At 68.5% G+C, this 21,256-nt stretch carries 19 protein-coding genes; 14 read left to right on the top strand and 5 right to left on the bottom strand.

Annotated features, from left to right (window positions below; all coding sequences use genetic code 11):
- Nucleotides 1-69 precede the first annotated feature (69 nt).
- From N8A90_RS12950 to N8A90_RS12960, 3 genes are all read right to left on the bottom strand, one after another.
- On the bottom strand, nt 70-918 hold the full coding sequence (locus N8A90_RS12950; RefSeq protein ID WP_262075313.1) for a transporter substrate-binding domain-containing protein: 849 nt from the start codon (nt 916-918) through the stop codon (nt 70-72).
- 103 nt (nt 919-1,021) lie between these two features.
- Nucleotides 1,022-2,686 (bottom strand): rhodanese-like domain-containing protein, encoded by a 1,665-nt coding sequence (locus tag N8A90_RS12955; protein ID WP_262075314.1) that lies wholly within the window; start codon nt 2,684-2,686, stop codon nt 1,022-1,024.
- A gap of 10 nt (nt 2,687-2,696) precedes the next feature.
- The gene (locus tag N8A90_RS12960; RefSeq protein ID WP_262075315.1) at nt 2,697-3,479 is read right to left on the bottom strand and encodes a MetQ/NlpA family ABC transporter substrate-binding protein; all 783 of its coding nucleotides are present in this window, start codon (nt 3,477-3,479) and stop codon (nt 2,697-2,699) included.
- Nucleotides 3,480-3,776: 297 nt separating this feature from the next.
- Here N8A90_RS12960 and N8A90_RS12965 point away from each other — a divergent pair, with 297 nt between their 5' ends.
- Genes N8A90_RS12965 through N8A90_RS12990 form a run of 6 tightly spaced genes read left to right on the top strand, consistent with a single transcriptional unit; the run spans nt 3,777 to nt 11,000 of the window.
- A complete protein-coding gene (locus N8A90_RS12965; protein ID WP_262075316.1) occupies nt 3,777-5,420 on the top strand; it encodes an ABC transporter substrate-binding protein in 1,644 nt (547 codons plus the stop codon).
- Between the two features lie 59 nt (nt 5,421-5,479).
- Nucleotides 5,480-7,123 (top strand): ABC transporter substrate-binding protein, encoded by a 1,644-nt coding sequence (locus N8A90_RS12970; RefSeq protein ID WP_262075317.1) that lies wholly within the window; start codon nt 5,480-5,482, stop codon nt 7,121-7,123.
- Nucleotides 7,120-8,130 carry an ABC transporter permease gene (locus tag N8A90_RS12975; RefSeq protein ID WP_262075319.1) on the top strand — a complete coding sequence of 337 codons (1,011 nt, stop codon included), beginning with the start codon at nt 7,120-7,122 and terminating at the stop codon, nt 8,128-8,130. The genes N8A90_RS12970 and N8A90_RS12975 overlap by 4 nt, the downstream gene beginning before the upstream one ends.
- Nucleotides 8,127-9,035 carry an ABC transporter permease gene (locus N8A90_RS12980; RefSeq protein WP_262075321.1) on the top strand — a complete coding sequence of 303 codons (909 nt, stop codon included), beginning with the start codon at nt 8,127-8,129 and terminating at the stop codon, nt 9,033-9,035. The genes N8A90_RS12975 and N8A90_RS12980 overlap by 4 nt, the downstream gene beginning before the upstream one ends.
- Before the next feature lie 4 nt (nt 9,036-9,039).
- Nucleotides 9,040-10,059, top strand: coding sequence for an ABC transporter ATP-binding protein (locus N8A90_RS12985; RefSeq protein ID WP_262075322.1), 1,020 nt, complete (start codon nt 9,040-9,042; stop codon nt 10,057-10,059).
- Nucleotides 10,056-11,000, top strand: a complete 945-nt coding sequence (locus N8A90_RS12990) for an ABC transporter ATP-binding protein (RefSeq protein WP_262075323.1) — start codon at nt 10,056-10,058, stop codon at nt 10,998-11,000. Before N8A90_RS12985 ends, N8A90_RS12990 begins: the two co-directional genes overlap by 4 nt.
- A gap of 1 nt (nt 11,001) precedes the next feature.
- Here N8A90_RS12990 and N8A90_RS12995 read toward each other — a convergent pair whose 3' ends face one another.
- Nucleotides 11,002-11,988 carry a Bug family tripartite tricarboxylate transporter substrate binding protein gene (locus N8A90_RS12995; RefSeq protein WP_262075324.1) on the bottom strand — a complete coding sequence of 329 codons (987 nt, stop codon included), beginning with the start codon at nt 11,986-11,988 and terminating at the stop codon, nt 11,002-11,004.
- 13 nt (nt 11,989-12,001) lie between these two features.
- Nucleotides 12,002-12,910 (bottom strand): class I SAM-dependent methyltransferase, encoded by a 909-nt coding sequence (locus N8A90_RS13000; protein ID WP_262075325.1) that lies wholly within the window; start codon nt 12,908-12,910, stop codon nt 12,002-12,004.
- A 198-nt stretch (nt 12,911-13,108) separates the two neighbouring features.
- Between N8A90_RS13000 and N8A90_RS13005 the strand changes: the two genes are divergently transcribed.
- The 8 genes from N8A90_RS13005 (at nt 13,109) to N8A90_RS13040 (ending at nt 21,242) form a co-directional block, all read left to right on the top strand.
- Nucleotides 13,109-13,888 (top strand): SDR family NAD(P)-dependent oxidoreductase, encoded by a 780-nt coding sequence (locus N8A90_RS13005; protein ID WP_262075327.1) that lies wholly within the window; start codon nt 13,109-13,111, stop codon nt 13,886-13,888.
- Between the two features lie 10 nt (nt 13,889-13,898).
- Nucleotides 13,899-14,774 carry a CmcJ/NvfI family oxidoreductase gene (locus tag N8A90_RS13010; RefSeq protein ID WP_262075329.1) on the top strand — a complete coding sequence of 292 codons (876 nt, stop codon included), beginning with the start codon at nt 13,899-13,901 and terminating at the stop codon, nt 14,772-14,774.
- Between the two features lie 138 nt (nt 14,775-14,912).
- Nucleotides 14,913-16,055 carry an FMNH2-dependent alkanesulfonate monooxygenase gene (ssuD, locus tag N8A90_RS13015; protein ID WP_262075331.1) on the top strand — a complete coding sequence of 381 codons (1,143 nt, stop codon included), beginning with the start codon at nt 14,913-14,915 and terminating at the stop codon, nt 16,053-16,055.
- 75 nt (nt 16,056-16,130) lie between these two features.
- Entirely contained in the window at nt 16,131-16,712 is a 582-nt protein-coding gene (msuE, locus tag N8A90_RS13020; RefSeq protein WP_262075333.1) for an FMN reductase, read from the top strand.
- A 142-nt stretch (nt 16,713-16,854) separates the two neighbouring features.
- Nucleotides 16,855-18,102 carry an SfnB family sulfur acquisition oxidoreductase gene (locus tag N8A90_RS13025; RefSeq protein ID WP_262075335.1) on the top strand — a complete coding sequence of 416 codons (1,248 nt, stop codon included), beginning with the start codon at nt 16,855-16,857 and terminating at the stop codon, nt 18,100-18,102.
- Between the two features lie 4 nt (nt 18,103-18,106).
- Nucleotides 18,107-19,342 carry an SfnB family sulfur acquisition oxidoreductase gene (locus tag N8A90_RS13030; protein ID WP_262075336.1) on the top strand — a complete coding sequence of 412 codons (1,236 nt, stop codon included), beginning with the start codon at nt 18,107-18,109 and terminating at the stop codon, nt 19,340-19,342.
- Nucleotides 19,343-19,379: 37 nt separating this feature from the next.
- Nucleotides 19,380-20,333 (top strand): ABC transporter substrate-binding protein, encoded by a 954-nt coding sequence (locus N8A90_RS13035; protein WP_262075338.1) that lies wholly within the window; start codon nt 19,380-19,382, stop codon nt 20,331-20,333.
- Between the two features lie 93 nt (nt 20,334-20,426).
- Nucleotides 20,427-21,242 (top strand): MetQ/NlpA family ABC transporter substrate-binding protein, encoded by an 816-nt coding sequence (locus tag N8A90_RS13040; protein ID WP_410087673.1) that lies wholly within the window; start codon nt 20,427-20,429, stop codon nt 21,240-21,242.
- Nucleotides 21,243-21,256 lie beyond the last annotated feature (14 nt).

Consider the following 21,256-nt stretch of genomic DNA (forward strand, 5'->3'; position numbering starts at 1 on the left):
GGGTTGGTCGAGACACGGAAGACGTGAAACAGGGGGCCGGCCGCGATGGCCCTGCCGGCGGAGCACCGCCTAGGGCGCTGCCTTGAAGCGGGCCTGCAGCTCCGGCAGTAGCGACTGCGGCGGTTCGATGTGGTTGCGCTTCTCGGTCTCGATCAGCCAGCCACTGCGATGCCACTGCTGGACCACCTTGTCGACGGCGGCGATGGTGTCTGCCTCGCCCTTGCGGGCCCAGACGACCGAGGGCGCCGGCAACAACTCTTCGGTGATCGGCGCCACGTAGCCGGCCCATTCGGCGTTGCTGCGCAGCAGCGGCTGGATGAGCGTGGCGTCATGCACGGCCGCGACGCAGTTGCCGCCGCGCAGGGCGAGCAGTGATTCGGACGAGGTCTTGAAACCGCGCACCTGTGCGCCGTACTGGTCCTGCAGCGGCTTCACGTAACTGCTGCCTTGCGAGGCGCAGACCACCTTGCCGCGCAGGTCTTCCCACTTGGCGATGCCGCTGGTCTTGAGCACGGCGGCCGTGCCGCCGACACGGTAGAAGGGCGTCGGCGCGTGACCCAGGATCTCGCCGCGGTCGGCGTTGTATTCCATGGACGCGATCAGCAGGTCGACCTTGCCCGATTGCAGGAACTGCACGCGGTTGGAGGGCTGCACCTGCACCAGCTCGACCTCTGCGCCCAATTGCCTGCCCAGATCGCGCGCCAGTTCGGGGTTCCAGCCGACCAGCTGCTGGGTAGCCGGGTCGATCGAGCCGAAGGGCCCGCCGCTGACCATCACACCGATGGCGACCTTGCCGCGCTGCTTGATGCGGTCGAGCGTCGCATCGGCATGGGCCGCGCCCGTAACGATGCACAGGAGGGTGGCCAATTCGATGGCACGGCGAAAGTGGGGGAAGAGGAAGTGCGAACCGGAAGTCATCGAACGGGAAGCCTGAAGAGGCGAAGCATTGCAGAGGGCGATCTTCCGATTGCCCCGCCGCGCATGCAACGAACACATTCAGCTATCGATATGCGTTTCTTCGTCAGGGCGCCGGCGCGTGCGCGGGAATGCGAAAGCTGGCCAGTTCCTCAGGCGCGCATTGGGCGACCAGCCCAAGTTCCCAGTCGAGATAGCGGCGTGCCGCGTCGAGGTTGCCATCGTGGCGATCGTGCACGAAGAACAGGTAGTCGATGGCTTCAACGTCGCTCGGCGATTCGGGTGTGGCTTCCTGCGCCCAGCCCGCCGCTTCGAGAGCCTCGGCCGTCGCCCACCACAGACGCTGCCAGCCGGCCTCGCGAAGATCCAGTGCGGCGAGGCGTGCAGTGCTTTCGTCGGGCGCGATCAGCAACACGGGCCGCGTCAGATCCCCGCTGGTCGCGGTCGATGCGTCGGTGATCACGCGGGGGCGGATGGACCACACCGCGCCGCGTGCATGGCGCGCTCGGAACGCCAGGGCAGAGCGCAAGTCAAGCACCGCAGCGGATGTGTCGGGACCCTCACGCCACGCGACCAGTGCATCGGCATCCGCGTTCTGTACCCCGGGCGGGCGCTGTACAGGCTCGCGTGCTGGGACGTACAGCGCGGCGGCCAGGCCTTCTTCGACCAGTGCGGCCTCATGGCCGAGGCGGCGCAGCCACACGGCCACGATCGGCGCGCGCACGGCGTCGTCGTCCAGCACCAGGATGCGTGCATGCCGCACGCCAATCTGCAGATCCGTGGCCTGCAACAGCTGGCCGCCCGGCGCATGCCGGGCGCCCGGCAGGCCACCGGCCGCGAATTCTTCCGCCGTGCGCACATCGAACACGAAGGTGGTGCGGGCGCCGTCGTCCAGCCAAGCCTGGGCTTCGACTGCAGTGAGCGTTGGCACGGATGCGCGTCGTGCCGCCGCGGCCGCGGCGTCTCGTGCGGCCTTGCGCTGCGCCGCATCGGGCGATGGCGGCAATGTTCGAGCGCTGCCGCGTTCCAGTTCCAAGCCTGCCAGTGCCCAGCCCTGCGTGCCGTTCTCCAGCGCGAATACCGGATTCGGGACGCCGAGGTCGCGCAGGATCTGCGCACCGACGATGCTGCGCGTGCGGCCTGCGCAGTGCACCACGATCGGCGTCGCCGGGTCGGGCGCGAGCACGCGCCAGCGCAGCGCCAACTCACCGTTGGGCACGGGAACGGCGCCAGGCAGTGTCATCTTCCGGTGCTCCTCGAGCGTGCGGCCGTCGAGCAGCACCAGGGGCTCGCCCGCGCGCTGGCGCCGCGCCAGTTCATGGGCATCGATGTGCGGTACCTCGAAGGCATGCTCGGCGATCTCGCCGAAGGTCTTCGACGGCAGGTTGACGCCCTTGAACAGGGTGTGACCGGCGCGCTCCCAGGCGGGCGCGCCGCCCGCGAGCACCCACACGTCGTCATACCCCAACGCACCGAGCCGACCGGCGGCGCGGTGCGCCAGCGCAGAGTCTGCGTCGCCGTCGTCGAAGAGCACGGTGCGTGTGGCACGCCGCGGCACGAGGCGGGCCACCTCGGGCTCGAGACGGCTGTAGCCTGCGTGCACTGCGAAGAACGGATGCCCTTCGCCGTATTGGCCGTGCTCGCGGATGTCGAGCAGCGCCAGCTCGCGGCCATCCTGCAGCCATTGGTGCAGCGTGCCGGCCGAGATGGCGGGTGCGCGCGTGGCGGGGGCTGTCGCGATGGGTTCGGAGGTCTCAGAATGCAAGGTCATCGCGATGTGCCTACTTGGCAAAATAGTCCGGCAGCCGATAGCCGGCCCACACCGGTTGGGCCTTGAAGAACGCCTGGAATTCGGCCGACTGGTAGGCCTTTACGATGTCCTTGGCGAACTGCGCATTCTCATTGCCGCGCTTGACGGCCACCACGTTGACGTAAGGCTGCGTCATGTCCTCGAGCTTGAGCGCATCGGTCAGCTTGAGGCCCGAGGCCACGGCGAAGTTGCCTTGCACAGCCACCACGTCGGCGTCTGCGAGCGAGCGCGGCGCCTGCGCGGCTTCGATCGGTACCAGCTTCAGGCGCTTCGGGTTGGAGGTCACGTCGCGCTCCGAAACGCTCAACGGATTCACATTGGGCTTGAGCTGCAGCCAGCCGAGCGCAGCCAGAATGTTGAGCGCGCGGGTTGCGTTCACCGGGTCCGAGGGCAGCGTGATCGTGGCGCCATCGGGCACGGCAGCAAGCGACTTGTAGCGCTGCGAATAGAGGCCCATGGGCGGCGTCGGCACGTTCACGATCGGCACCAGGTTGAAACCCTGCCGCTGGTTGGTCGCTTCCAGGTACAGCGTGTGCTGGAAGATGTTGGCGTCGATCTGCCCGCGCTCCACCGCGTCGTTGGGCTGGACGCCCTGGCTGAACTCGACGTACTTGATCGTGTAGCCCTGCTGCTTGAGCAGCGGCTCGATGCCCTTGGCAAACGCATCGCGGTAGGGGCCGGGCATGAAGCCGACGCTGAGGTCCGCAGCCTGCGCGACGCCGGCGACCAGCAAAGAGACGAGGGCGAGCGCCAAGCGCGAAGTCTGCTGGCAGGGAAAGGTACGGGGTGAAAGCGAAGGCAAGAGGAACTCCGACGGGCGGGCGCTGGAAGCGCATCGAGAAAGGGTGGGCGCCACCATTGCGTCAGCCGGCAGCGAGCGCACTCTAAGCGCAGGGCGGCGAACGCCAAAGAAGGTTTGTGTGCTTGCTTATGCAGCTTTCGCTTTCGCACGGCGCACGAATAACGATCCTCGTTTTTCTGCCTTGGGCATGGCGAGTACTGCCCCTAACCTTCGGCGCTTTCATTCGATCGCTGTCCCGCTGGGCCCAGCATGTCCACGGAGATTTCGAGCGCCATGGTGTCCTCATTGAATCGGCGTCTGCTGCTGCAGGGCAGCTTCGCCGCCGCCACCTTGCCGCTGTTCGGCACGGGCCACGCGCAGCAGCCGCAGGCAGCGTCGCCACAACGTGGCGGCACCTTGGTCATCTCGCTGGCGCCGGAGCCGCAGATCATCACGGCCGCCTTCCTCACGACCATGCAGGTCACGATGATCGCCGGCAAGATCAGCGAGGGCCTGGTGTGGTTCGACGACAAGCTTCAGCCGCAACCCGAGCTGGCCGAGTCCTGGGCCTTTGCGCCGGACGGCCTGTCGCTCACGCTGCGCCTGCGCCGCGGCGTGAAGTGGCACGACGGGCACGACTTCAGCTCGGCGGACGTGGCCTTCTCGCTGCTCAACGTGTGGCAGAAGATCCACCCCGGCGGCCGGCTGGCCTACGCGTCGGTGCAGGCAGTCGACACGCCCGATGCGCACACCGCCATCCTGCGGTTGTCGCGGCCGACGCCCTATCTGCTGAGCTTCCTGAACGTGTACGGCGCGCAGGTCGTGCCCAAGCACCTTTACGAAGGCACCGACCTCCTGAAGAACCCGGCCAACACCGCGCCCATCGGCACCGGCCCGTTCCGCTTCAAGGAGTGGGTGCGCGGCAGCCACATTGCGCTGGAGCGCAATCCGACCTACTGGCGCGAGGGGCTGCCGTACCTCGACGGCGTGGTGTTCAAGTTCATCCCCGATGCCGCGGCGCGATCGGTCGCGCTGGCCAGCGGCGAGGTGCACGTCGCGCTGGCGTCCAACATCCCGGTGTCGAACCTCAAGCAGTTCTCGGACAAGAAGAAGTTCGCCATCAACACGACCGACGGCAGCTACCTCGCATCGATCCAATTGGCCACCGTCAACGTGCGCAAGCCTGTGCTGGCCGACAAGCGGGTGCGGCAGGCGCTGATGTATGCGCTGGACCGTGAGGCGCTGCTGCGCGTGGTCTTCGGCGGCTACGGCAAGGTGGCGACCAGTTCGATCCCGTCGACGGTGCCGGCCTTCCACAGTGCCAAGGGCCGCCAGTACAGGCATGACCCGAAGCAGGCTGAAGCGCTGCTCGAGGCCGCCGGCTTCCCTCGCAAGAGCGACGGCAAGCGGCTGAAGCTGACGCTCGACTACGGCAGCGGGTCGCTCGAAGCCACGCGGACCGCCGAGTTCATGAAGCAGTACTACGGCCGGGTGGGTGTCGACCTCGAACTGCGCGCGTCCGACGCCGGCGTCTACATCCGCCGCGTGTTCGGCGATGCCGATTACGACCTGTTCCTTACCAGCCTGCACAACCTGCCGGACCCGAGCCTGGGCGTGCAGCGCTGGTACTGGAGCAAGAACATCGCCAAGGGCGTGCCGTGGAGCAACGGCGCCGGCTACGTCAACCCCGAACTCGACCGGGTGATGGAAGCGGCCGCCGTCGAACTCGACCCGGCCAAGCGCCGCGGCCTCGTCGACGAATGGCAGGCCATCGTGCAGGAAGAGGTGCCGATCCTCGACCTGATCGAACTCGACTGGACCACCGTCTCCAGCAGCCGCTACCGCAAGGTGCGGGCACAGGGCGACGGGCTCTACGCCTCGCTGGCCGATGCCTATCTCGTCTCGGCCGACTGAGCGCTCCCGACCTCCCTCACATTCCTCCATCGACCTTTCCTGCTGCGACCGATCTCTTCATGCATCCGAACCGACGACACTTCATCCATTCCGCGGCCACGCTCGGCGCCATCGCCACGGCCGACAGCCTGTTTGCCCTCTCGGCCTTCGCACAGACGACCGGCACGAAGCCGGTGCGCGGCGGCATCCTCAACGTCGCGGTCTCGCCCGAGCCGACGCTGCTGACCTCGGCCTTCATCACCACGATGAACATCGGCCAGGTGTCGAGCAAGGTGCTCGAAGGGCTGGTGAGCTACGACCTGAAGCTGCAGCCGGTGCCCGAGCTCGCAACCTCGTGGGAGGTCGCGCCGGACGGGCTGACCGTGACCTTCCGCCTGCGCAAGGGCGTGAAATGGCACGACGGCAAGGACTTCTCTGCGGCCGACGTGAAGTACACGCTGCTCGAAGTCTGGAAGCCGCTGCATCCCTTCGGCCGCGCCGCCTTCGCCAACGTGACGGCGGTCGACACGCCCGACCCGCACACGGTGATCGTGCGCCTGTCGTCGCCGGCGCCGTACCTGCTCAACTACATCAACACCTACGGCGCGCAGATCCTGCCAAAGCATCTGTACGAAGGCACCGACGTGCTGAAGAACCCGGCGAACAACGCGCCGGTGGGCACCGGCCCCTTCGTCTTCAAGGAATGGGTGAAGGGCAGCCACGTGCGGCTGGAGCGCAACCCGAACTACTGGGGCCGCGGCCCGGGCGGCGAGCAGCAGCCTTACCTCGACGGCGTGGTGTTCAAGTTCATTCCCGATGCCGCCGCGCGCACCGTGGCGCTGGAGGCCGGCGAGATCGACGTCGCGCTCGGTTCGAGCATCCCGCTGTCGAACCTCAACAAGTTCAGCGACAAGGCGAAGTACACGATCAACCTGGACGACGGCCGCTACCTCGCGACCATCTTCCTCACGCAGTTCAACGTGCGCCGGCCGGCGCTGTCGGATAAGCGCGTGCGCCAGGCCTTTGCGCACGCCATCGACCGCAATGCGCTGCTCAAGGTGGTGTTCCTCGGCTACGGCAAGGCCGCCACCGGTCCGGTGCCGTCGTCGGTCGTCAACTACTACTCGCCCGAGACCCGCCAGTACCCCTACGACCTCAAAAAGGCGGCGGCGCTGCTGGACGAGGCGGGCCTGAAGCCGGACAAGGACGGCAAGCGGTTGAAGATCACGCTGGACTACGACGCCGGCGGCGGCGTCACGGCGACCCGGCCGGCGGAGTTCATCAAGCAGTCGCTTGCGCGCGTGGGCGTCGACGTGGAGCTGCGCGCGGGCGACACCGCCACTTACCTGCGCCGCGTCTTCAGCGACCAGGATTACGACCTGATGATCTCCAGCCTGCACCGCCTGCCCGACCCGACGCTCGGCGTGCAACGGCTGTTCTGGACGAAGAACATCGTCAAAGGCTCGCCGTGGACCAACGGCTCGGGCTATTCGAATCCCGCACTCGACCGCATCATGGAGGCGGCTGGCGGCGAGGCCGACGTGGCCAAGCGCAAGGCGCTCATCAAGGAGTGGCAGCAGATCGTGCAGGAGGATCTGCCGGTGCTCGACTTGGTCGAGCAGACCTGGGTCACGGTGTCGACCGCGCGCCTGCACAAGCAGGTGCTGCAGGGCGACGGCCTCTTCGCGTCGTACGGCGACGCCTGGCTCGACGCGAAGAAATGAGCCAGCGCACGGCGTCCCCGCTCTGGGGCTTCCTGAAGAAGCGGCTGCTGCAGGTGCTGCCGGTGGTGTTCGGCATCGCGCTGCTCAACTTCCTGATCCTGCAGGTTGCGCCCGGCGACGTGGTCGACGTGATGGCCGGCGAGGCCGGTGCCGCCACGCCGGAGTACATGGCGCAGCTGCGCGCGAGCTTCGGGCTCGACCAGCCGCTGTACCTGCAGCTCGGCCACTACCTCTGGAACATCGTGACGCTCGACCTCGGCTTCTCGTTCCGCCAGAACATGCCGGTGTTCGACCTGGTGATCGATCGACTGCCGGCCACGCTGCTGCTGATGGTCGCGGCCATCGCCATCGCGCTGGTGCTCGGCGTCACGCTGGGCGTGCTGTCGGCGCTCAAGGTGCACACCTGGGTCGACAACCTCAGCTCGCTGTTCGTGCTGGCCGCGTACGCGATGCCGACCTTCTGGCTCGGGCTGATGGCGATCGTGCTGTTCTCGGCGCGTCTGGGCTGGCTGCCGTCGGGCGGCATGGTGGACATCAGTGCCAACCACACGGGCTTCGCCTGGGTGGTCGACGTCGCACGCCACGCGGTGCTGCCGGCCGCCACACTCGCCACCTTCTACCTGGCGGTGTATGCCAAGCTGGTGCGCTCCTCAATGCTGGAGCTGTATGGTGCCGACTTCATCCGCACGGCCCGCGCCAAGGGCGCCGGCGAGACGCGCATCACGCTCGTGCACACGCTGCGCAACGCCTTGCTTCCGCTGGTGACCATGTTGGGCTTCCAGATCGCCTCGCTGCTGAGCGGCGCGGTGCTGGTCGAGTCGGTCTTCAGCTGGCCCGGACTCGGGCGCCTGGCCTTCGAGGCGATCCTGGCGCGCGACTTCAACCTGCTGCTGGGCATCCTGCTGCTGAGCTCGATCCTGGTGACGCTCATCAACATCCTCGTGGACGTGCTCTATGCGTGGCTCGACCCGCGCGTGCAACTCGCATCTGCCGGAGCGCACGCATGAAGCCCGTCCTGGTGAATGGCACGAACGGTGCCGTGACGCCCGTCCGCTACGACGGCGGCCGTCTTGCGCGTGCGGCAGGTTTCGCGCGCGAGGTCGCACGCAACCGCCCGGCCCTGGTCGGGTTGGTGCTCATGCTGCTCGTGGTCGCGACCGCGACGCTGGGCCGCTGGTTCTTTCCCGGCGACCCGTGGGACATGGCCGGCTCGCCGATGCTGTGGCCCGGCGAAGACGCCGCGCATCCGCTGGGCACCGACTTCATGGGGCGCGACCTGGCGACCGGGCTGGTGTCGGGCGCCGGCGTCTCGCTGCTGATCGGCCTGGTCAGCACCTTCATCTCGGCCTTCGTCGGCATCACCATCGGTGCGTTGGCCGGCTACTACAGAGGCCGGGTCGATGCGGTGCTGCTGCGCGTGATCGAGGTGTTCCAGACCGTGCCGAGCTTCGTGCTGGCCGTCGTGCTGGTGGCGCTGTTCAAGCCGTCGGTGGCGACCGTGGTGTTCGCCATCGGGATCGTGTCGTGGCCGCCCACCGCGCGGCTGGTGCGCTCGCAGTTCCTGCAGCTGCGCGAGCGCGAATTCGTGCTGGCCGGGCGCACGGCGGGCATGAGCCATGCGCGGCTGATCCTCACGCAGATACTGCCGAACGCGCTGCCGCCGGTGGTCGTGGTGTCGACCCTGGCGGTGGCGCATGCGATCCAGACCGAAGCGGCACTGGCCTTCCTCGGCCTGGGCGACCCCAACGTGATGAGCTGGGGCACCATCATCGGCAGCGGCCGCGAACAGGTCACCGACGCCTGGTACATCTGCGGCCTGCCGGGCCTCGCGATCGTCGTCACGGTGCTGGCCTTCAACCTGCTGGGCGAGGGCCTGAACGACGCCATGAACCCGCACCTGCGGCGGAGGTAGGCGCATGGCCCTGCTCGAAATCCACGAACTCCAGACCTGGTTCGATACCCGCGCCGGCGTGGTGAAGGCGGTGGACGGCGTCTCGCTGAGCGTCGACCGCGGCGAGACGGTCGCGCTGGTCGGTGAAAGCGGCAGCGGCAAGTCCGTCACAGCATATTCGATCCTGCGGCTGATTCCGCGCACGCAAGGTCGCATCGCGGGCGGTCGCATCGTCTTCGACGGCACCGACCTCGTCACGCTGCCCGAGGCCGGCATCCGCGCGCTGCGCGGCAACCGCATCTCGATGATCTTCCAGGAGCCGCTGTCGGCGCTCAACCCGGTGCTGAGCATCGGCAGCCAGATCGCTGAGGCGATCCGCCTGCACCGGCCGGTCGACCGCAAGGCGGCCTGGGACCAGGCGGTGCACCTGCTCGACCGCGTCGGCATCCCGATGGCGCGGCGCCGCGCGGACGACTTTCCGCACCAGCTCTCGGGCGGCATGCGGCAACGCGTGGTCATCGCGATCGCGCTGGCCTGCGAACCTGACCTGTTGATCGCCGACGAGCCGACCACCGCGCTGGACGTCACGACGCAGGCGCAGATCCTCGAGCTGCTGCAGGAACTGCAGGCCGAGCGCGGCATGGGCCTGCTGCTGATCACGCACGACCTGGGCGTGGTGGCCGAAGTGGCCGACCGCGCCGCGGTCATGTACGCCGGGCGGGTGGTGGAGCAGGGCACTGTCGCGCAGCTGTTCGATGCGCCGGCGCATCCGTACACGGCCGGCCTGCTGGCATCGATGGCGCTGGGCGAGCTGGTGCCGGGCAGCCGGTTGCCCGAGATCGCGGGCACCGTGCCTTCGCTGCTCGACATGCCGCCCGGCTGTGCTTTTGCGCCGCGCTGCCCGCAGGCGCGCGCCACCTGCCTCGGCGCGCGGCCCGTGCTCGATGCGGTGGGACAGGGCGCGGCGCATCGTGTCGCGTGCTTCTTACCGCTTGCGGCCGTCGCTTCGGCTGAAGCGCGTGAACTGCTGCGGGAGGTGGCATGAGCACGCCGCTGTTGAGCCTGAAGAAGGCCATCAAGCACTACCCGACCCAAGCCGGCACGGTGCACGCGCTCGACGGTGTCGACCTCGAGGTCGGACGCGGCGAGACGCTGGGCCTGGTCGGTGAGAGCGGCTGCGGCAAATCGACCGTGGCACGCGTCGCGCTGCGCCTGACGCCGCTGACCGCGGGTCGGATCGACTTCGACGGTGAGGACGTGACGAAGCGCGAAGGCAAGGCCTTGCAGTCGGTGCGCAGCCGCCTGCAGATGGTGTTCCAGGACCCGTATGCCTCGCTCAATCCGCGCGTCAATGTCGGCCGTGCGCTGGAGGAGCCGCTGGTGGTGCAGCAGCGCGGCACCGCGGCCGAGCGGCGCGAGCACGTGGCCTGGGCGCTGGCGCGTGTCGGCCTGCGGCCCGAGATGGCCACGCGCTACCCGCACGAGTTCTCAGGCGGGCAGCGACAGCGCATCGGCATCGCGCGCGCGCTCATGCTGCGTCCGGAGCTGATCGTCTGCGACGAGGCCGTGTCCGCGCTCGACGTGTCGGTGCGCGCGCAGGTGCTGAACCTGCTGCTCGGGCTGCGCGAGGAGTTCGGCGTGTCCTATCTCTTCATCTCGCACGACCTGTCGGTGGTGCGGCACATGTCCGACCGCATCGCTGTGATGTACGCCGGCCTGGTGGTCGAGCAGGGAACGCGTGATGCGGTGTGGCGCGCGCCGCTGCATCCCTACACCCGCGCCCTCATGTCCGCGATTCCACGCACGCAGCCGGGCGCGGTGCATCGCGCTCGCACTGTGCTCGCGGGCGACCTGCCTGATCCGCTGCAGCCGCCCGTGGGCTGCCGCTTTCATCCACGCTGCCCGCAGGCAGCAGACCGGTGCCGGCAGGAGGCGCCCGCGCTGCGGCCGGTCGCCTCGCAATGGGTCGCCTGCCACTTCGTCTGACCTAATCCGCCTTGATGCCGCTGACCTTGACGATCTGCGCGTAGCGTTCGTACTCCGCTGCCACCTGGAGAGAAAAGGCGCGCTGCGTGTCGCCCGTGCTCTCGATGCCCTGCGCGGCGAGATCGGCGCGCACGGCCGGGCTGCGCACGATCGGCGTCACCGCCGCGCCGATCGCGTCGACGACCGCCTGTGGCGTCCGCGCCGGCGCGAAGAGGCCGAACCAGGTGCCGGATTTGAAGCCCGCGTAGCTGTCGGCCACGGTGGGTACGTCGGGCAGGAGCGGATGCCGCGCCTCACCGCCGACCGCCAGCGCGACCAATCGGCCGCTGCGGATGTGCGGTAGCGCGGGCCCGATGGCGATGAACATCACGTCGACCTGGCCGGCGATCACGTCCTGCATGCCCAGCGGGCCGCCGCGGTACGGGATGTGGGTGACATGGATCCCGGCCCGCTGCTTGAGCAACTCCATGCCGAACTGCTGCGGGCTGCCGTTGCCGGCAGATGCATAGTTGTACTGTCCCGGCTTGAGCTTCGCGGCACTGGTGAAGTCGCGCAGCGTCTTGAATCCGGTCCGTGGGTTGGCCACCAGGACGAAATCGATCTTTCCGAGCGACACGACAGGCACCAGGTCGGCACGCGCGTCGTAGGGCAGGCCAGGCAGCAGCTGGGGCAGGATCGTGATCGGGCCATCGGCGCCTACCAGCATGCTGTAGCCGTCCGCGGGCGCCTTCGCGAGCGCCTCCGCCGCGACGATGCCGCCGGCCCCCGCACGGTTGTCGATCACGACGGGCTGCTTCCACACATCGGACAGGCGCGGCCCGAGATAACGGGCCAAGACATCGGGCGCGCTGCCGGGCGTGTTGGCCACTGTGATGTGGACGGAGTGGGTCGGCCAGTTCGGGACCGGCGTCTGCGCCTGCACCGACGCGATGTGCACGGTGCTGCAGATCAGCACGAAAGCGGTTTGAAGGAATGTCGATAGACGCATGAGGTCTTCCGGTTCAACGCGTGGCGCGCGATGGCGCAGCGGCCGACAGGGGCTTCACGAAGCGCAGTGTCATGCGGTCCGACTCGCCGATCGCCACGTACTTCGCCCGGTCAACCTCGCCACCTCGCAACGTGGGCGGCAGCGCCCACACGCCTTGCGCATGGTCGTGCGTGTCGCGCGGGTTGGCATTGACCTCGCTGGCGGCCTGGAACACGAAGCCGGCGGCGCGGGCGCGTTCGACGACGAAGTCCTGCGGAACGTAGCCGCTGTCGATCACGCGTGCCAGCGAGGTGCCGGGCGGCGCGCGGTGCTCCTCCACGCCCAGCACACCCCCGGGCTTGAGCACGTCGAAGAAGGCGCGCAGCGTCTCGTCGAAGTGCCCGTCGGCGATCCAGTTGTGGATGTTGCGGAAGGTGAGCACGGCGTCCGCACCACCCGGTGGATGAATGTCGGTGAAGTGCGTGACTGGCAAGGTGCCGAGCACCACGCGCCTGTAGGTCACCGGGTCGGCTGCGAGTTTGGCGCGGAATGCGGCGCGGGCGCGGCGCTGCTCGCTCGTACCGTCGGCGGGATAGTGCGCTGCGTACAGCCGGCCGTGCGGATTCAGGAAGGGCGCGAGGATCTCGGTGTACCAGCCGCCGCCGGGCGCGATTTCGATCACCTGCCAGTCGGGGCGCAGGCCGAAGAACTCCAGCGTCTCGAAGGGATGGCGTGCACCGTCGCGTGCGCGGTTGGCCGCGCTGCGTTGCGGCCCATCGACCGCGGCGTGCAAGGCCGCGGCGGACGCCGCGGTCGGTCGGTCGACGGCAGCCGCGGCTCCTGCCAATGGCAGCAGGGCCAGCGTCGCGAGGATCCTTCGGCGAATGCTGGAGCGCTCGGTGGACGCATCGGTGGGGTCGAGCGGGGTGGTGCGGTCGTTCATCGGGTTTCCGGTGTTTGGCATGACGGGCTGGTGCGCGGTTGTGAGGATGGCATATCGCGGCGCGCCTTGCAGGGGTGCGGACCAACGCAGACCGAATCTCGAAACTCGGAATCCGTCTTTGGCAGCCGGAGGCCCCGTCCCCACAATGGGGCTACGACAGGCGGCGTTCTGCCACCGATCGAACCATCCTGTTCCTCCATGAGCGAATCGTCCTTGTCCCTGTCCTCCCGCGCACCGGTGGCGTGGATCGCCGGCGTGGGTGCGGCTGCCGGCCTCGGCGCTGCGCTGGCGCGGCGCTTCGCCGAAGGCGGCTACACCGTGGCCCTGACGGGTCGAACGCCGCAGCAGCTGGAAGCCGTGAGCGCGGCCATCCACGAAGCCGGCGGCCGCGCGCATGCGTTTGTTGGCGACGTGGCGAGCGAGGCCCAGGTCCAGGGCATCGGCCAGCGCGTGCGCGCGCTGGGCCCGCTGTCGGTGGCAGTGTTCAACGCGGCCAGTGCGGTGCGTGCCCCCACGCTCGAAATCACGGCCGAGCAGTTCACCCAGGCCTGGCGCACGACCACGCTGGGCGGGTTCCTTTTTGCCCGAGACGCGGTGCAGGCGCTGCTGGCCAACGGCGTCAGCGCGCAGTCGCCGCAGGGGCGCGGCAGCCTGCTCTTCACCGGCGCCACTGCGGCCCTGCGGGGCAAGCCGCCGTTCGCGGCCTTCGCGGCGGCCAAGGCTGGGCTGCGGTCGCTCAGTCAGAGCCTGGCCCGAGAGTTCGGGCCGCAGGGCGTGCATGTGGCCCACGTCGTGATCGACGGTGGCATCGACGGCGAACGTCTGCGCGCCGGTGCACCGCAACGTGTCGAGCAGGCCGGTGAGGACGGGCTGCTCCAGCTCGAAGCCATCGCCGAAACCTACTGGCAACTGCATGCGCAGCACCGCAGCGCGTGGACCCAGGAGATCGATCTGCGTCCCTTCAAGGAACCGTTTTGAGGACATCCCGATGAGTGCCGTCTTGAACCGCTGGCCCGGTGCCGTGACCTTGCCGAGCGTGCAGGCCGAACTCAACTACCTTCGGCCCGGTGAACCGGGAGAGGGCCGGCCTGTGAGCTACACCTTCGAGCCGCCGCCGGGCGTGCCATGGACGACGGGTGAACTCGCGCCCACGCGCTTGTCGATCCACGACGGCCGCCCGCTCGCCGCCCTGGGCGAGTTCTCGCTGGATGGCAGCGGCTTCGCCTATCGCGGGCACCGCAGTGTGGTCAGGGATTTCTCGGACGACGCTGCGATCCGCTCCGTGTACTACGCCGAGTCCGAACAATTGCTGCGCGACGTGACCGGCGCCAAGAAAGTCGTGGTGTTCGACCACACGCTGCGCGACAGCGCGCTGGGCTCGCGGGCCACTTCAGCGCTGCGTGAGCCGGTGCGCCGCGTGCACAACGACCAGACCTTCGTCTCCGGGCCGCGGCGCGTGCGGGACCACCTGCCGCCGGACGAGGCCGAGGAACGGCTCACCAACCGTTTCGCCATCATCAACCTGTGGCGGCCACTGGCCACGGTCGAGCAATGGCCGCTGGCGCTGTGCGACGCACGCACCATCGCGCCCGGCGATCTGGTGCCAAGCGATCTGGTCTACCGCGACAAGGTGGGCGAGACCTATGGCTTTCTGCACAACCCCGGCCATCGCTGGTACTGGTTCCCAAGGCTGCGGCCCGACGAGGTGCTGCTCCTGAAGATCTACGACTCGCGCGAGGACGGCACCGCGCGCCTGACTGCGCATACCGCGTTCGAACAGCCGGGTCAGTCGCCCGACGCGGCGCCGCGCCGCAGCATCGAACTGCGCGCGCTGGTGTTCTGGCCGGCCGATCGCCGCCACTGAACCGTGACGACACGGCATGGACGTCAACCGCCGAGTCCGCATATGCATAGCTGAAATGCTTCTAGGCCGAGGCGTGCGAAGGGCCATGCAAGGCGGCACAGTCGTGTGTCTTGCAAACTCCGACAGCGCGAGGCCCTCTTGAAGATCTTTTGGTTCCTTCCGACCCATGGCGACAGCCGGTACCTGGGCACCGCCCATGGCGCACGCAGCGTGAGCCACCGCTACCTGCGACAGGTGGCGCAGGCTGCGGACGAACTCGGTTACGAAGGTGTGTTGATCCCGACGGGGCGTTCGTGCGAAGACTCCTGGGTCGTCGCGTCCTCTCTGGCGCCCTTCACGGAGCGCCTGAAATTTCTGGTCGCCATCCGCCCCGGCATCATCTCGCCCACCGTGTCAGCGCGCCAGGCCGCGACGCTGGACCGCTTCTCCGACGGCCGCTTGCTGATCAACGTCGTGACCGGTGGTGACCCGGACGAACAACATGGCGACGGCAGCTTCCTCACGCACGCGGAGCGCTACGAGGTCACCGACGAATTCCTCCGCATCTGGCGCGGCGTGGCGGCGGGCGAGACGGTCAACTTCAGTGGCAAGCACCTTCGGGTCGAGAACGCGAAGACGCTCTATCCGCCGGTCCAGAAGCCCTATCCGCCGCTGTGGTTCGGTGGGTCGTCCGATGCCGCCATCGAACTCGCGGGCGAGCAGGTGGACGTCTATCTGACCTGGGGCGAACCCCCGGCTGCCGTGGCCGAAAAAATCGCCAAGGCGCGCGCCGCGGCGGCAAAACACGGACGCACGCTGCGCTTCGGCATCCGCCTGCACGTGATCGTGCGCGAGACCTCCGAAGCGGCATGGCGCGCGGCGGACGAACTGATCTCGTACGTCACCGACGAAACAGTCGCTGCCGCCCAGAAGGCATTCTCGCGATTCGACTCCGTCGGCCAGCAGCGCATGGCCGCCTTGCATGGCGGGCGGCGCGACCAGCTCGAGGTGTCGCCCAACCTCTGGGCCGGCGTCGGCCTGGTGCGCGGCGGGGCGGGCACGGCGCTGGTGGGCGATCCGCACGAGGTCGCGGCGCGCATTCGGGAATACGCCGAGCTGGGCATCGAGACCTTCATCTTCTCCGGCTACCCGCATCTGGAAGAAGCGTACCGGCTGGCCGAACTGGTGTTTCCGCTGCTGCCGCTCGATCTGCTGCGGCCGCCGGGCCAAGCCAACCTCACCGGGCCATTCGGCGAGGTCATCGCCAACGACATCGTTCCGCCGCCCCGCACACCGGCCTGAGCGTTTCTTCGTCCGTTTCATTCACCTGCGCGCCGTGCTTCCTGCGGCGCCATCGACCTTCACTTTCCGCTCCATATGGCCCACAAACTCAAGATCGTCGCCGTCTCCGGCGGCTTGCAACGCCCATCCCGCACCCTTGCACTGGTCGAGCAGCTGCTCGAAGGTCTCGCCGCTGCCGGGCCCGTTGCGCAGACACGTCTGATCGAACTTGGCGAGATCGTGCCGAAGTTCGGCAACGTGCTGCAACGCGCGCAACTGCCGCCAGAGGTCGAATCGATCCTGCGCGACATCGAGACGGCCGACCTGCTGCTGGTGGCCAGCCCGATCTACCGCGGCTCCTACACCGGCCTGTTCAAGCACCTGTTCGACTTCGTGCACCACGAGTCGTTGATCGACGTGCCGGTGCTGCTGGCAGCGACCGGCGGCAGCGACCGCCATGCCTTGGCGATCGACCACCAACTGCGCCCGCTGTTCAGCTTCTTCCAGGCCCACACGCTCCCGATCGGCGTGTATGCGACCGACAAGGAGTTCGACAACTACCGCGTCAGCAACGACGCGTTGCGCGCCCGCATCGCGCTGGCGGTGGAACGTGCGGTGCCGGTGCTGCGCCAGCGCGCCGAGCGACCGCTCACGGTGCCGACGCTGGCGCTCGTCTAAGGACGTCATGTGAGGATCCAGGCGCGCGGCCTGGGCCCTCAACCTGCTCAGCGATGCACTACACGCCGCGCTCGACCCGCGCCTGCGCCGTTCGACGCGCACTGAGCCGGTGGTGCTGTGACCACTCTTCTTCGAGTACTCCATGCCCCCATCTCCTGAGACACCCACGCCCGCCACCCGGTTGCCGAGCCGCCCCGACCCGAGCCGCGTACACCGCATCGCGAACGACGCCGAGGCCCTGGAAGCGGCGCATCGGCTCGCCGCCGAGTTCGCGCCTGGTGCCTCGCAACGCGACCGAGAACGCCTGCTGCCTTGGGACGAACTCGACCGTTGGTCCGAGAGCGGACTCGGCGGCATCACCGTGCCGCGCAACCATGGCGGCGCCGACGTGTCCTTTGCCACCCTGGCCGAGGTGTTCGTGATCCTGTGCGCGGCCGATCCGGCGCTCGGCCAGATCCCGCAGAACCACTTCGGCGTGCTGGGCGTGTTGCGCGAGATCGGGAGCGACGAGCAGAAGCGCCGTTTCTACGCCGAGGTGCTGGCGGGCGGCCGTCTCGGCAACGCCGGACCGGAACGCACGTCGAAGACCATCCTGCAGGGCGCGACGCGGCTGCAGCGCACCGCCGATGGCCTGCGCCTGAGCGGTCATCGCTTCTATTCCACCGGCGCACTGTTCGCGCACCGCATCCCCGCGCGCGCGCTCGACGACGAGGGCCGCGCCGTGCAGGTCTGGGTGCCGCGCGATGCGCCGGGGCTCACGGTGATCGACGACTGGTCCTCGTTCGGCCAGCGCACCACGGCCAGCGGCAGCGTGGTGTTCGAGCAGGTGGCAATCGACGAAGCCGACGTGCTGCCGATCTGGCAACTGGGCGACCGGCCTGGCCTGTTCGGTCCCAACTCGCAGATTGTGCAGGCGGCCATCGACCAGGGCATCGCCCAGGCGGCTGTGGCCGATGCCATCGGTGTCGTGCGCGAGCGCGCGCGGCCCTGGATCGATTCGGGTCTGGCGCATGCCCACGACGACCCGTACCTCATTGCCGACGTCGGCCGACTGCAGATCGACCTGCATGCCGCCCACGAGGTGCTGCTGGAGACCGGCCGCATCTTCGATGCCATCGCCGCGTTGCCCGTCGTCACGGCCGAGGACAGCGCCCGCGCCTCGGTCGCCGTGGCGGAGGCCAAGGTGCTGACCACCCGCATCGCGCTGGAAGCCAGCGAGAAGCTGTTTGAGCTGGTCGGCTCGTCGGCCACCCGTGCGCAGCACAACCTGGACCGCCACTGGCGCAACGCACGCACCCACACGCTGCACGACCCGGTGCGCTGGAAGACGCATCTGATCGGCAACCACCTGCTCAACGGTGTTCTGCCGCCGCGCCACTCATGGAACTAATCGCATGCCTGCGCTGACACCCCGGGCAACAGCACCGGCTCTCGCCCCCTCGGTTCGACCCGCAACCATCCGCGACGACGCGCATGCCATCGAGGTGGCACGTGTGCTAGCCCGCGAATTCGCACCGGGCGCCGCGGCGCGCGACCGCGACCGGCTCCTGCCCTCGGCCGAGCTCGACGCCTTCGTCGCCAGCGGCCTGTGGGCCATCACCGTGCCGCGCGCCTTCGGTGGCGCTGGCGTGTCGAACGGCACGCTGGCCGAGGTGGTCGCCATCATCTCGGGGGCAGACGGGTCGCTCGGCCAGATTCCGCAGAACCATTTCTATGCGCTCGAGGTCCTGCGCGTGGGCGGCACCGAGGCGCAGCAGCGCTTCTTCTACGGCCGCGTGCTGTCCGGCGAGCGCTTCGGCAATGCGCTGGCCGAGATCGGTCACAAGGATTTCAAGCGCCGCACGCGGCTCGTGCCCGAGGGCGACGACTTCCGTGTCGACGGCCGCAAGTTCTATTGCACCGGCGCGCTGTATGCGCACTGGATTCCCACGCTGGTGGTCGCCCTCGAGAGCGGGCGCGAGGTCACCTACCTCGCCTTCGTGCCGCGCGACGCCGAGGGCGTGCAGATCACCGACGACTGGGACGGCTTCGGCCAGCGGGTGACCGGCAGCGGCTCGGTGACCTTCGACAACGTCCACGTCAAGGCCGACTGGGTGGTGCCCTTCCTCGCGTCCTTCGAGCGGCCGACGACCATCGGCCCGTTCGCGCAGATCCTGCATGCGGCGATCGATCTGGGCATCGGCCGCGGTGCGATGCAGGCGACCTTGCCCTTCGTGCGCGAACGCTCGCGCCCCTGGATCGACGCCCAGGTCGAACGTGCCAGCGACGATCCGCTGCTGATACAGCAGGTCGGCGACATCGCCGTGCGCCTGCGCGCGGCCGAGGCGCTGGTGCGACGTGCCGGCCGCATCGTCGATGCCGCGCAGCAGGATCCCACCGAGCGCAGCGTCGCTGCGGCCTCCATCGCCGTGGCCGAAGCGCGCGCCCTCACCACCACCGCGTCGCTGGATGCCGGCACGCGGCTGTTCGAACTCGCCGGCACCGGCGCCACGCTCGACGGCCTGGGCCTGGACCGCTTCTGGCGCAACGCGCGCACCCACACGCTGCACGACCCGGTGCGCTGGAAGTACCACGCCGTGGGCAACTACTACCTCAACGACCGCCTGCCGCCCCGGCACGGCGCGTTGTGAATCTCCGCATCTCTTGTCATCACCTGGAAACCATCCCATGCGTCTCTTGCCTCTTCGCCGCCGTCTCATGTTGCTGCTCACCGGTCTGCTGCTGACCGGTGCGGCGCAGGCCGCCGATCCTGTCGTGCTGAAAGTCGGCGACCAGAACTACTACAACATCCGCGCCTCCTTCGAACTGTCGAAGGCGCTGGAAGGCGCGCCGTACAAGGTGGAGTGGTCGGGCTTCCAGGCTGCGGCACCGCTGTCGGAAGCGCTCAACGCAGGGGCCATCGACATCGGTTTTCTCGGCGATTCGGGCTTTCTCTTCCTGGCCTCGAAAAGTACGACGGCCCGGCTGATCGGCGTGACGCGCCAGAACCCGCAGACCGTGGCGTTGCTGGTCCCGAAGGATTCCACCGCCAAGACCATTGCCGATCTCAAGGGCAAGAAGGTTGCCTACTGGCCCGGCGCCTGGAGCCAGCAATTGACCCTCGGCGCGCTCGACAAGGCCGGCCTGCCGGCCGACCACGTGCAGTTCGTCAAGCTGATGCCGCTGGACGCCGCGAGTGCGCTGCCGGGCGGCAGCATCGACGCCTTTCCGGTCTGGGAGCCCTACATCTCGCAGCAGATCGTGCAGTCGGGCGCGCGGCCGCTGTTCACGGCCGAGGGCGTCATTCCCGCCCTGAGCACCATCGCGGCCTACGGACCCTCGGTCGACAGCAAGCGCGCAGCCATCGCCGACTTCCTGGTGCGCCTGAAGAAGGCCCGCGCCTGGGTCGACGCGAACACGGACGCCTACGCCGACGCCTGGGCGCAGCGCGCCAACCTCGACCGCGCGGTGTCGCGCCACTGGCTGCGGCAGGCCAAGCTCACGGTGGGACCGGTCGATGCACAGGCCGCCCGGGACCTGCAGGGCACGGCCGACTTCCTGCACAAGGTGGAGGTCCTGCCCGTTGCGTTCGACACCCGCAAGGTGATCGATACCTCGTTCACCCCGTCGCTGGCGCATTGAGCCCGGCGTGTTGCCTTCACCCCCTTCATCCCGGAGCTTCGATTGACTTCATCCAGCACCCGCGGCCAATCGGCCGTTTCACGCCGACGCGCGTTGCAACTCGCTACCGCCGGCTCGTTGACGGCACTCGTCGGCCTGCCCGCCGTGGCGGCTCTGAAAGAGCCGCCGGGCACCACCAAGCTCCTCAAGGTCGGCGTCACCACCGGCCCGCACGAGCAGGTCTTCGAGGTCGTCAAGCGCGTGGCCGAGCGCGACTACGGCCTGAAGGTCCAGATCGTTCCCTTCACCGACTACAGCAGGCCCAACGCCGCGCTCGATGCCGGTGACCTCGATGCGAACAGCTTCCAGCATCGCCCCTTCCTGTCCGCGCAGGTGCGCTCGCGCGGGTACAAGATCGTCGGCTTCGGCGGCACCTGGATCGGGCCGATCGCCATTTACTCGAAGAAGTTCAAGACCATCGATGCCTTGCCCGAGGGTGCGCGCATCGCCATCCCGAACGACCCCGCCAATGAGAGCCGCACGCTGCTGCTGCTTCAGAAAGCCGGCGTCATCAAGCTGCGCACCGGCATCGATCCGATCGAAGGCATCAACGCCACGCCGCGGGACGTGATCGACAACCCGAAAAAACTCCGCTTCGCGGAGATCGAGGCGGCGCAACTGCCGCGCACGCTGGACGACACCGACGCATCGGCCGTGAACGCCGACTACGCCCTCAAGGCGGGCCTCAACCCGGTGCGCGACGGCATCCTCGTGGAAGACAAGGACGGCCCTTACGCCTGCCTCATTGCCGTGCGCGAGCAGGACCAGTCCCAGCCCTGGGTGCAGCAACTGGTCAAGGCCTACCAGACCGACGAGGTGCGCGACTTCATCGTCAAGACCTTCGGCGGCGGTGTGGTCCCGGCCTTCTGAATTCGCGAGCGGAC

The sequence above is a fragment of the Variovorax sp. N23 genome (assembly GCF_025486315.1).
Taxonomy (GTDB): domain Bacteria; phylum Pseudomonadota; class Gammaproteobacteria; order Burkholderiales; family Burkholderiaceae_C; genus Variovorax.

What these genes read in the sequence shown, in the direction of transcription:
- N8A90_RS12950 (WP_262075313.1), bottom strand. Translation starts at nt 918, where the DNA reads ATGACTTCCGGTTCGCACTTCCTCTTCCCCCACTTTCGCCGTGCCATC.
- N8A90_RS12955 (WP_262075314.1), bottom strand. Translation starts at nt 2,686, where the DNA reads ATGACCTTGCATTCTGAGACCTCCGAACCCATCGCGACAGCCCCCGCC.
- N8A90_RS12965 (WP_262075316.1), top strand. Translation starts at nt 3,777, where the DNA reads ATGTCCACGGAGATTTCGAGCGCCATGGTGTCCTCATTGAATCGGCGT.
- N8A90_RS12970 (WP_262075317.1), top strand. Translation starts at nt 5,480, where the DNA reads ATGCATCCGAACCGACGACACTTCATCCATTCCGCGGCCACGCTCGGC.
- N8A90_RS12975 (WP_262075319.1), top strand. Translation starts at nt 7,120, where the DNA reads ATGAGCCAGCGCACGGCGTCCCCGCTCTGGGGCTTCCTGAAGAAGCGG.
- N8A90_RS12980 (WP_262075321.1), top strand. Translation starts at nt 8,127, where the DNA reads ATGAAGCCCGTCCTGGTGAATGGCACGAACGGTGCCGTGACGCCCGTC.
- N8A90_RS12985 (WP_262075322.1), top strand. Translation starts at nt 9,040, where the DNA reads ATGGCCCTGCTCGAAATCCACGAACTCCAGACCTGGTTCGATACCCGC.
- N8A90_RS12990 (WP_262075323.1), top strand. Translation starts at nt 10,056, where the DNA reads ATGAGCACGCCGCTGTTGAGCCTGAAGAAGGCCATCAAGCACTACCCG.
- N8A90_RS12995 (WP_262075324.1), bottom strand. Translation starts at nt 11,988, where the DNA reads ATGCGTCTATCGACATTCCTTCAAACCGCTTTCGTGCTGATCTGCAGC.
- N8A90_RS13000 (WP_262075325.1), bottom strand. Translation starts at nt 12,910, where the DNA reads ATGAACGACCGCACCACCCCGCTCGACCCCACCGATGCGTCCACCGAG.
- N8A90_RS13005 (WP_262075327.1), top strand. Translation starts at nt 13,109, where the DNA reads ATGAGCGAATCGTCCTTGTCCCTGTCCTCCCGCGCACCGGTGGCGTGG.
- N8A90_RS13010 (WP_262075329.1), top strand. Translation starts at nt 13,899, where the DNA reads ATGAGTGCCGTCTTGAACCGCTGGCCCGGTGCCGTGACCTTGCCGAGC.
- msuE (WP_262075333.1), top strand. Translation starts at nt 16,131, where the DNA reads ATGGCCCACAAACTCAAGATCGTCGCCGTCTCCGGCGGCTTGCAACGC.
- N8A90_RS13025 (WP_262075335.1), top strand. Translation starts at nt 16,855, where the DNA reads ATGCCCCCATCTCCTGAGACACCCACGCCCGCCACCCGGTTGCCGAGC.
- N8A90_RS13030 (WP_262075336.1), top strand. Translation starts at nt 18,107, where the DNA reads ATGCCTGCGCTGACACCCCGGGCAACAGCACCGGCTCTCGCCCCCTCG.
- N8A90_RS13035 (WP_262075338.1), top strand. Translation starts at nt 19,380, where the DNA reads ATGCGTCTCTTGCCTCTTCGCCGCCGTCTCATGTTGCTGCTCACCGGT.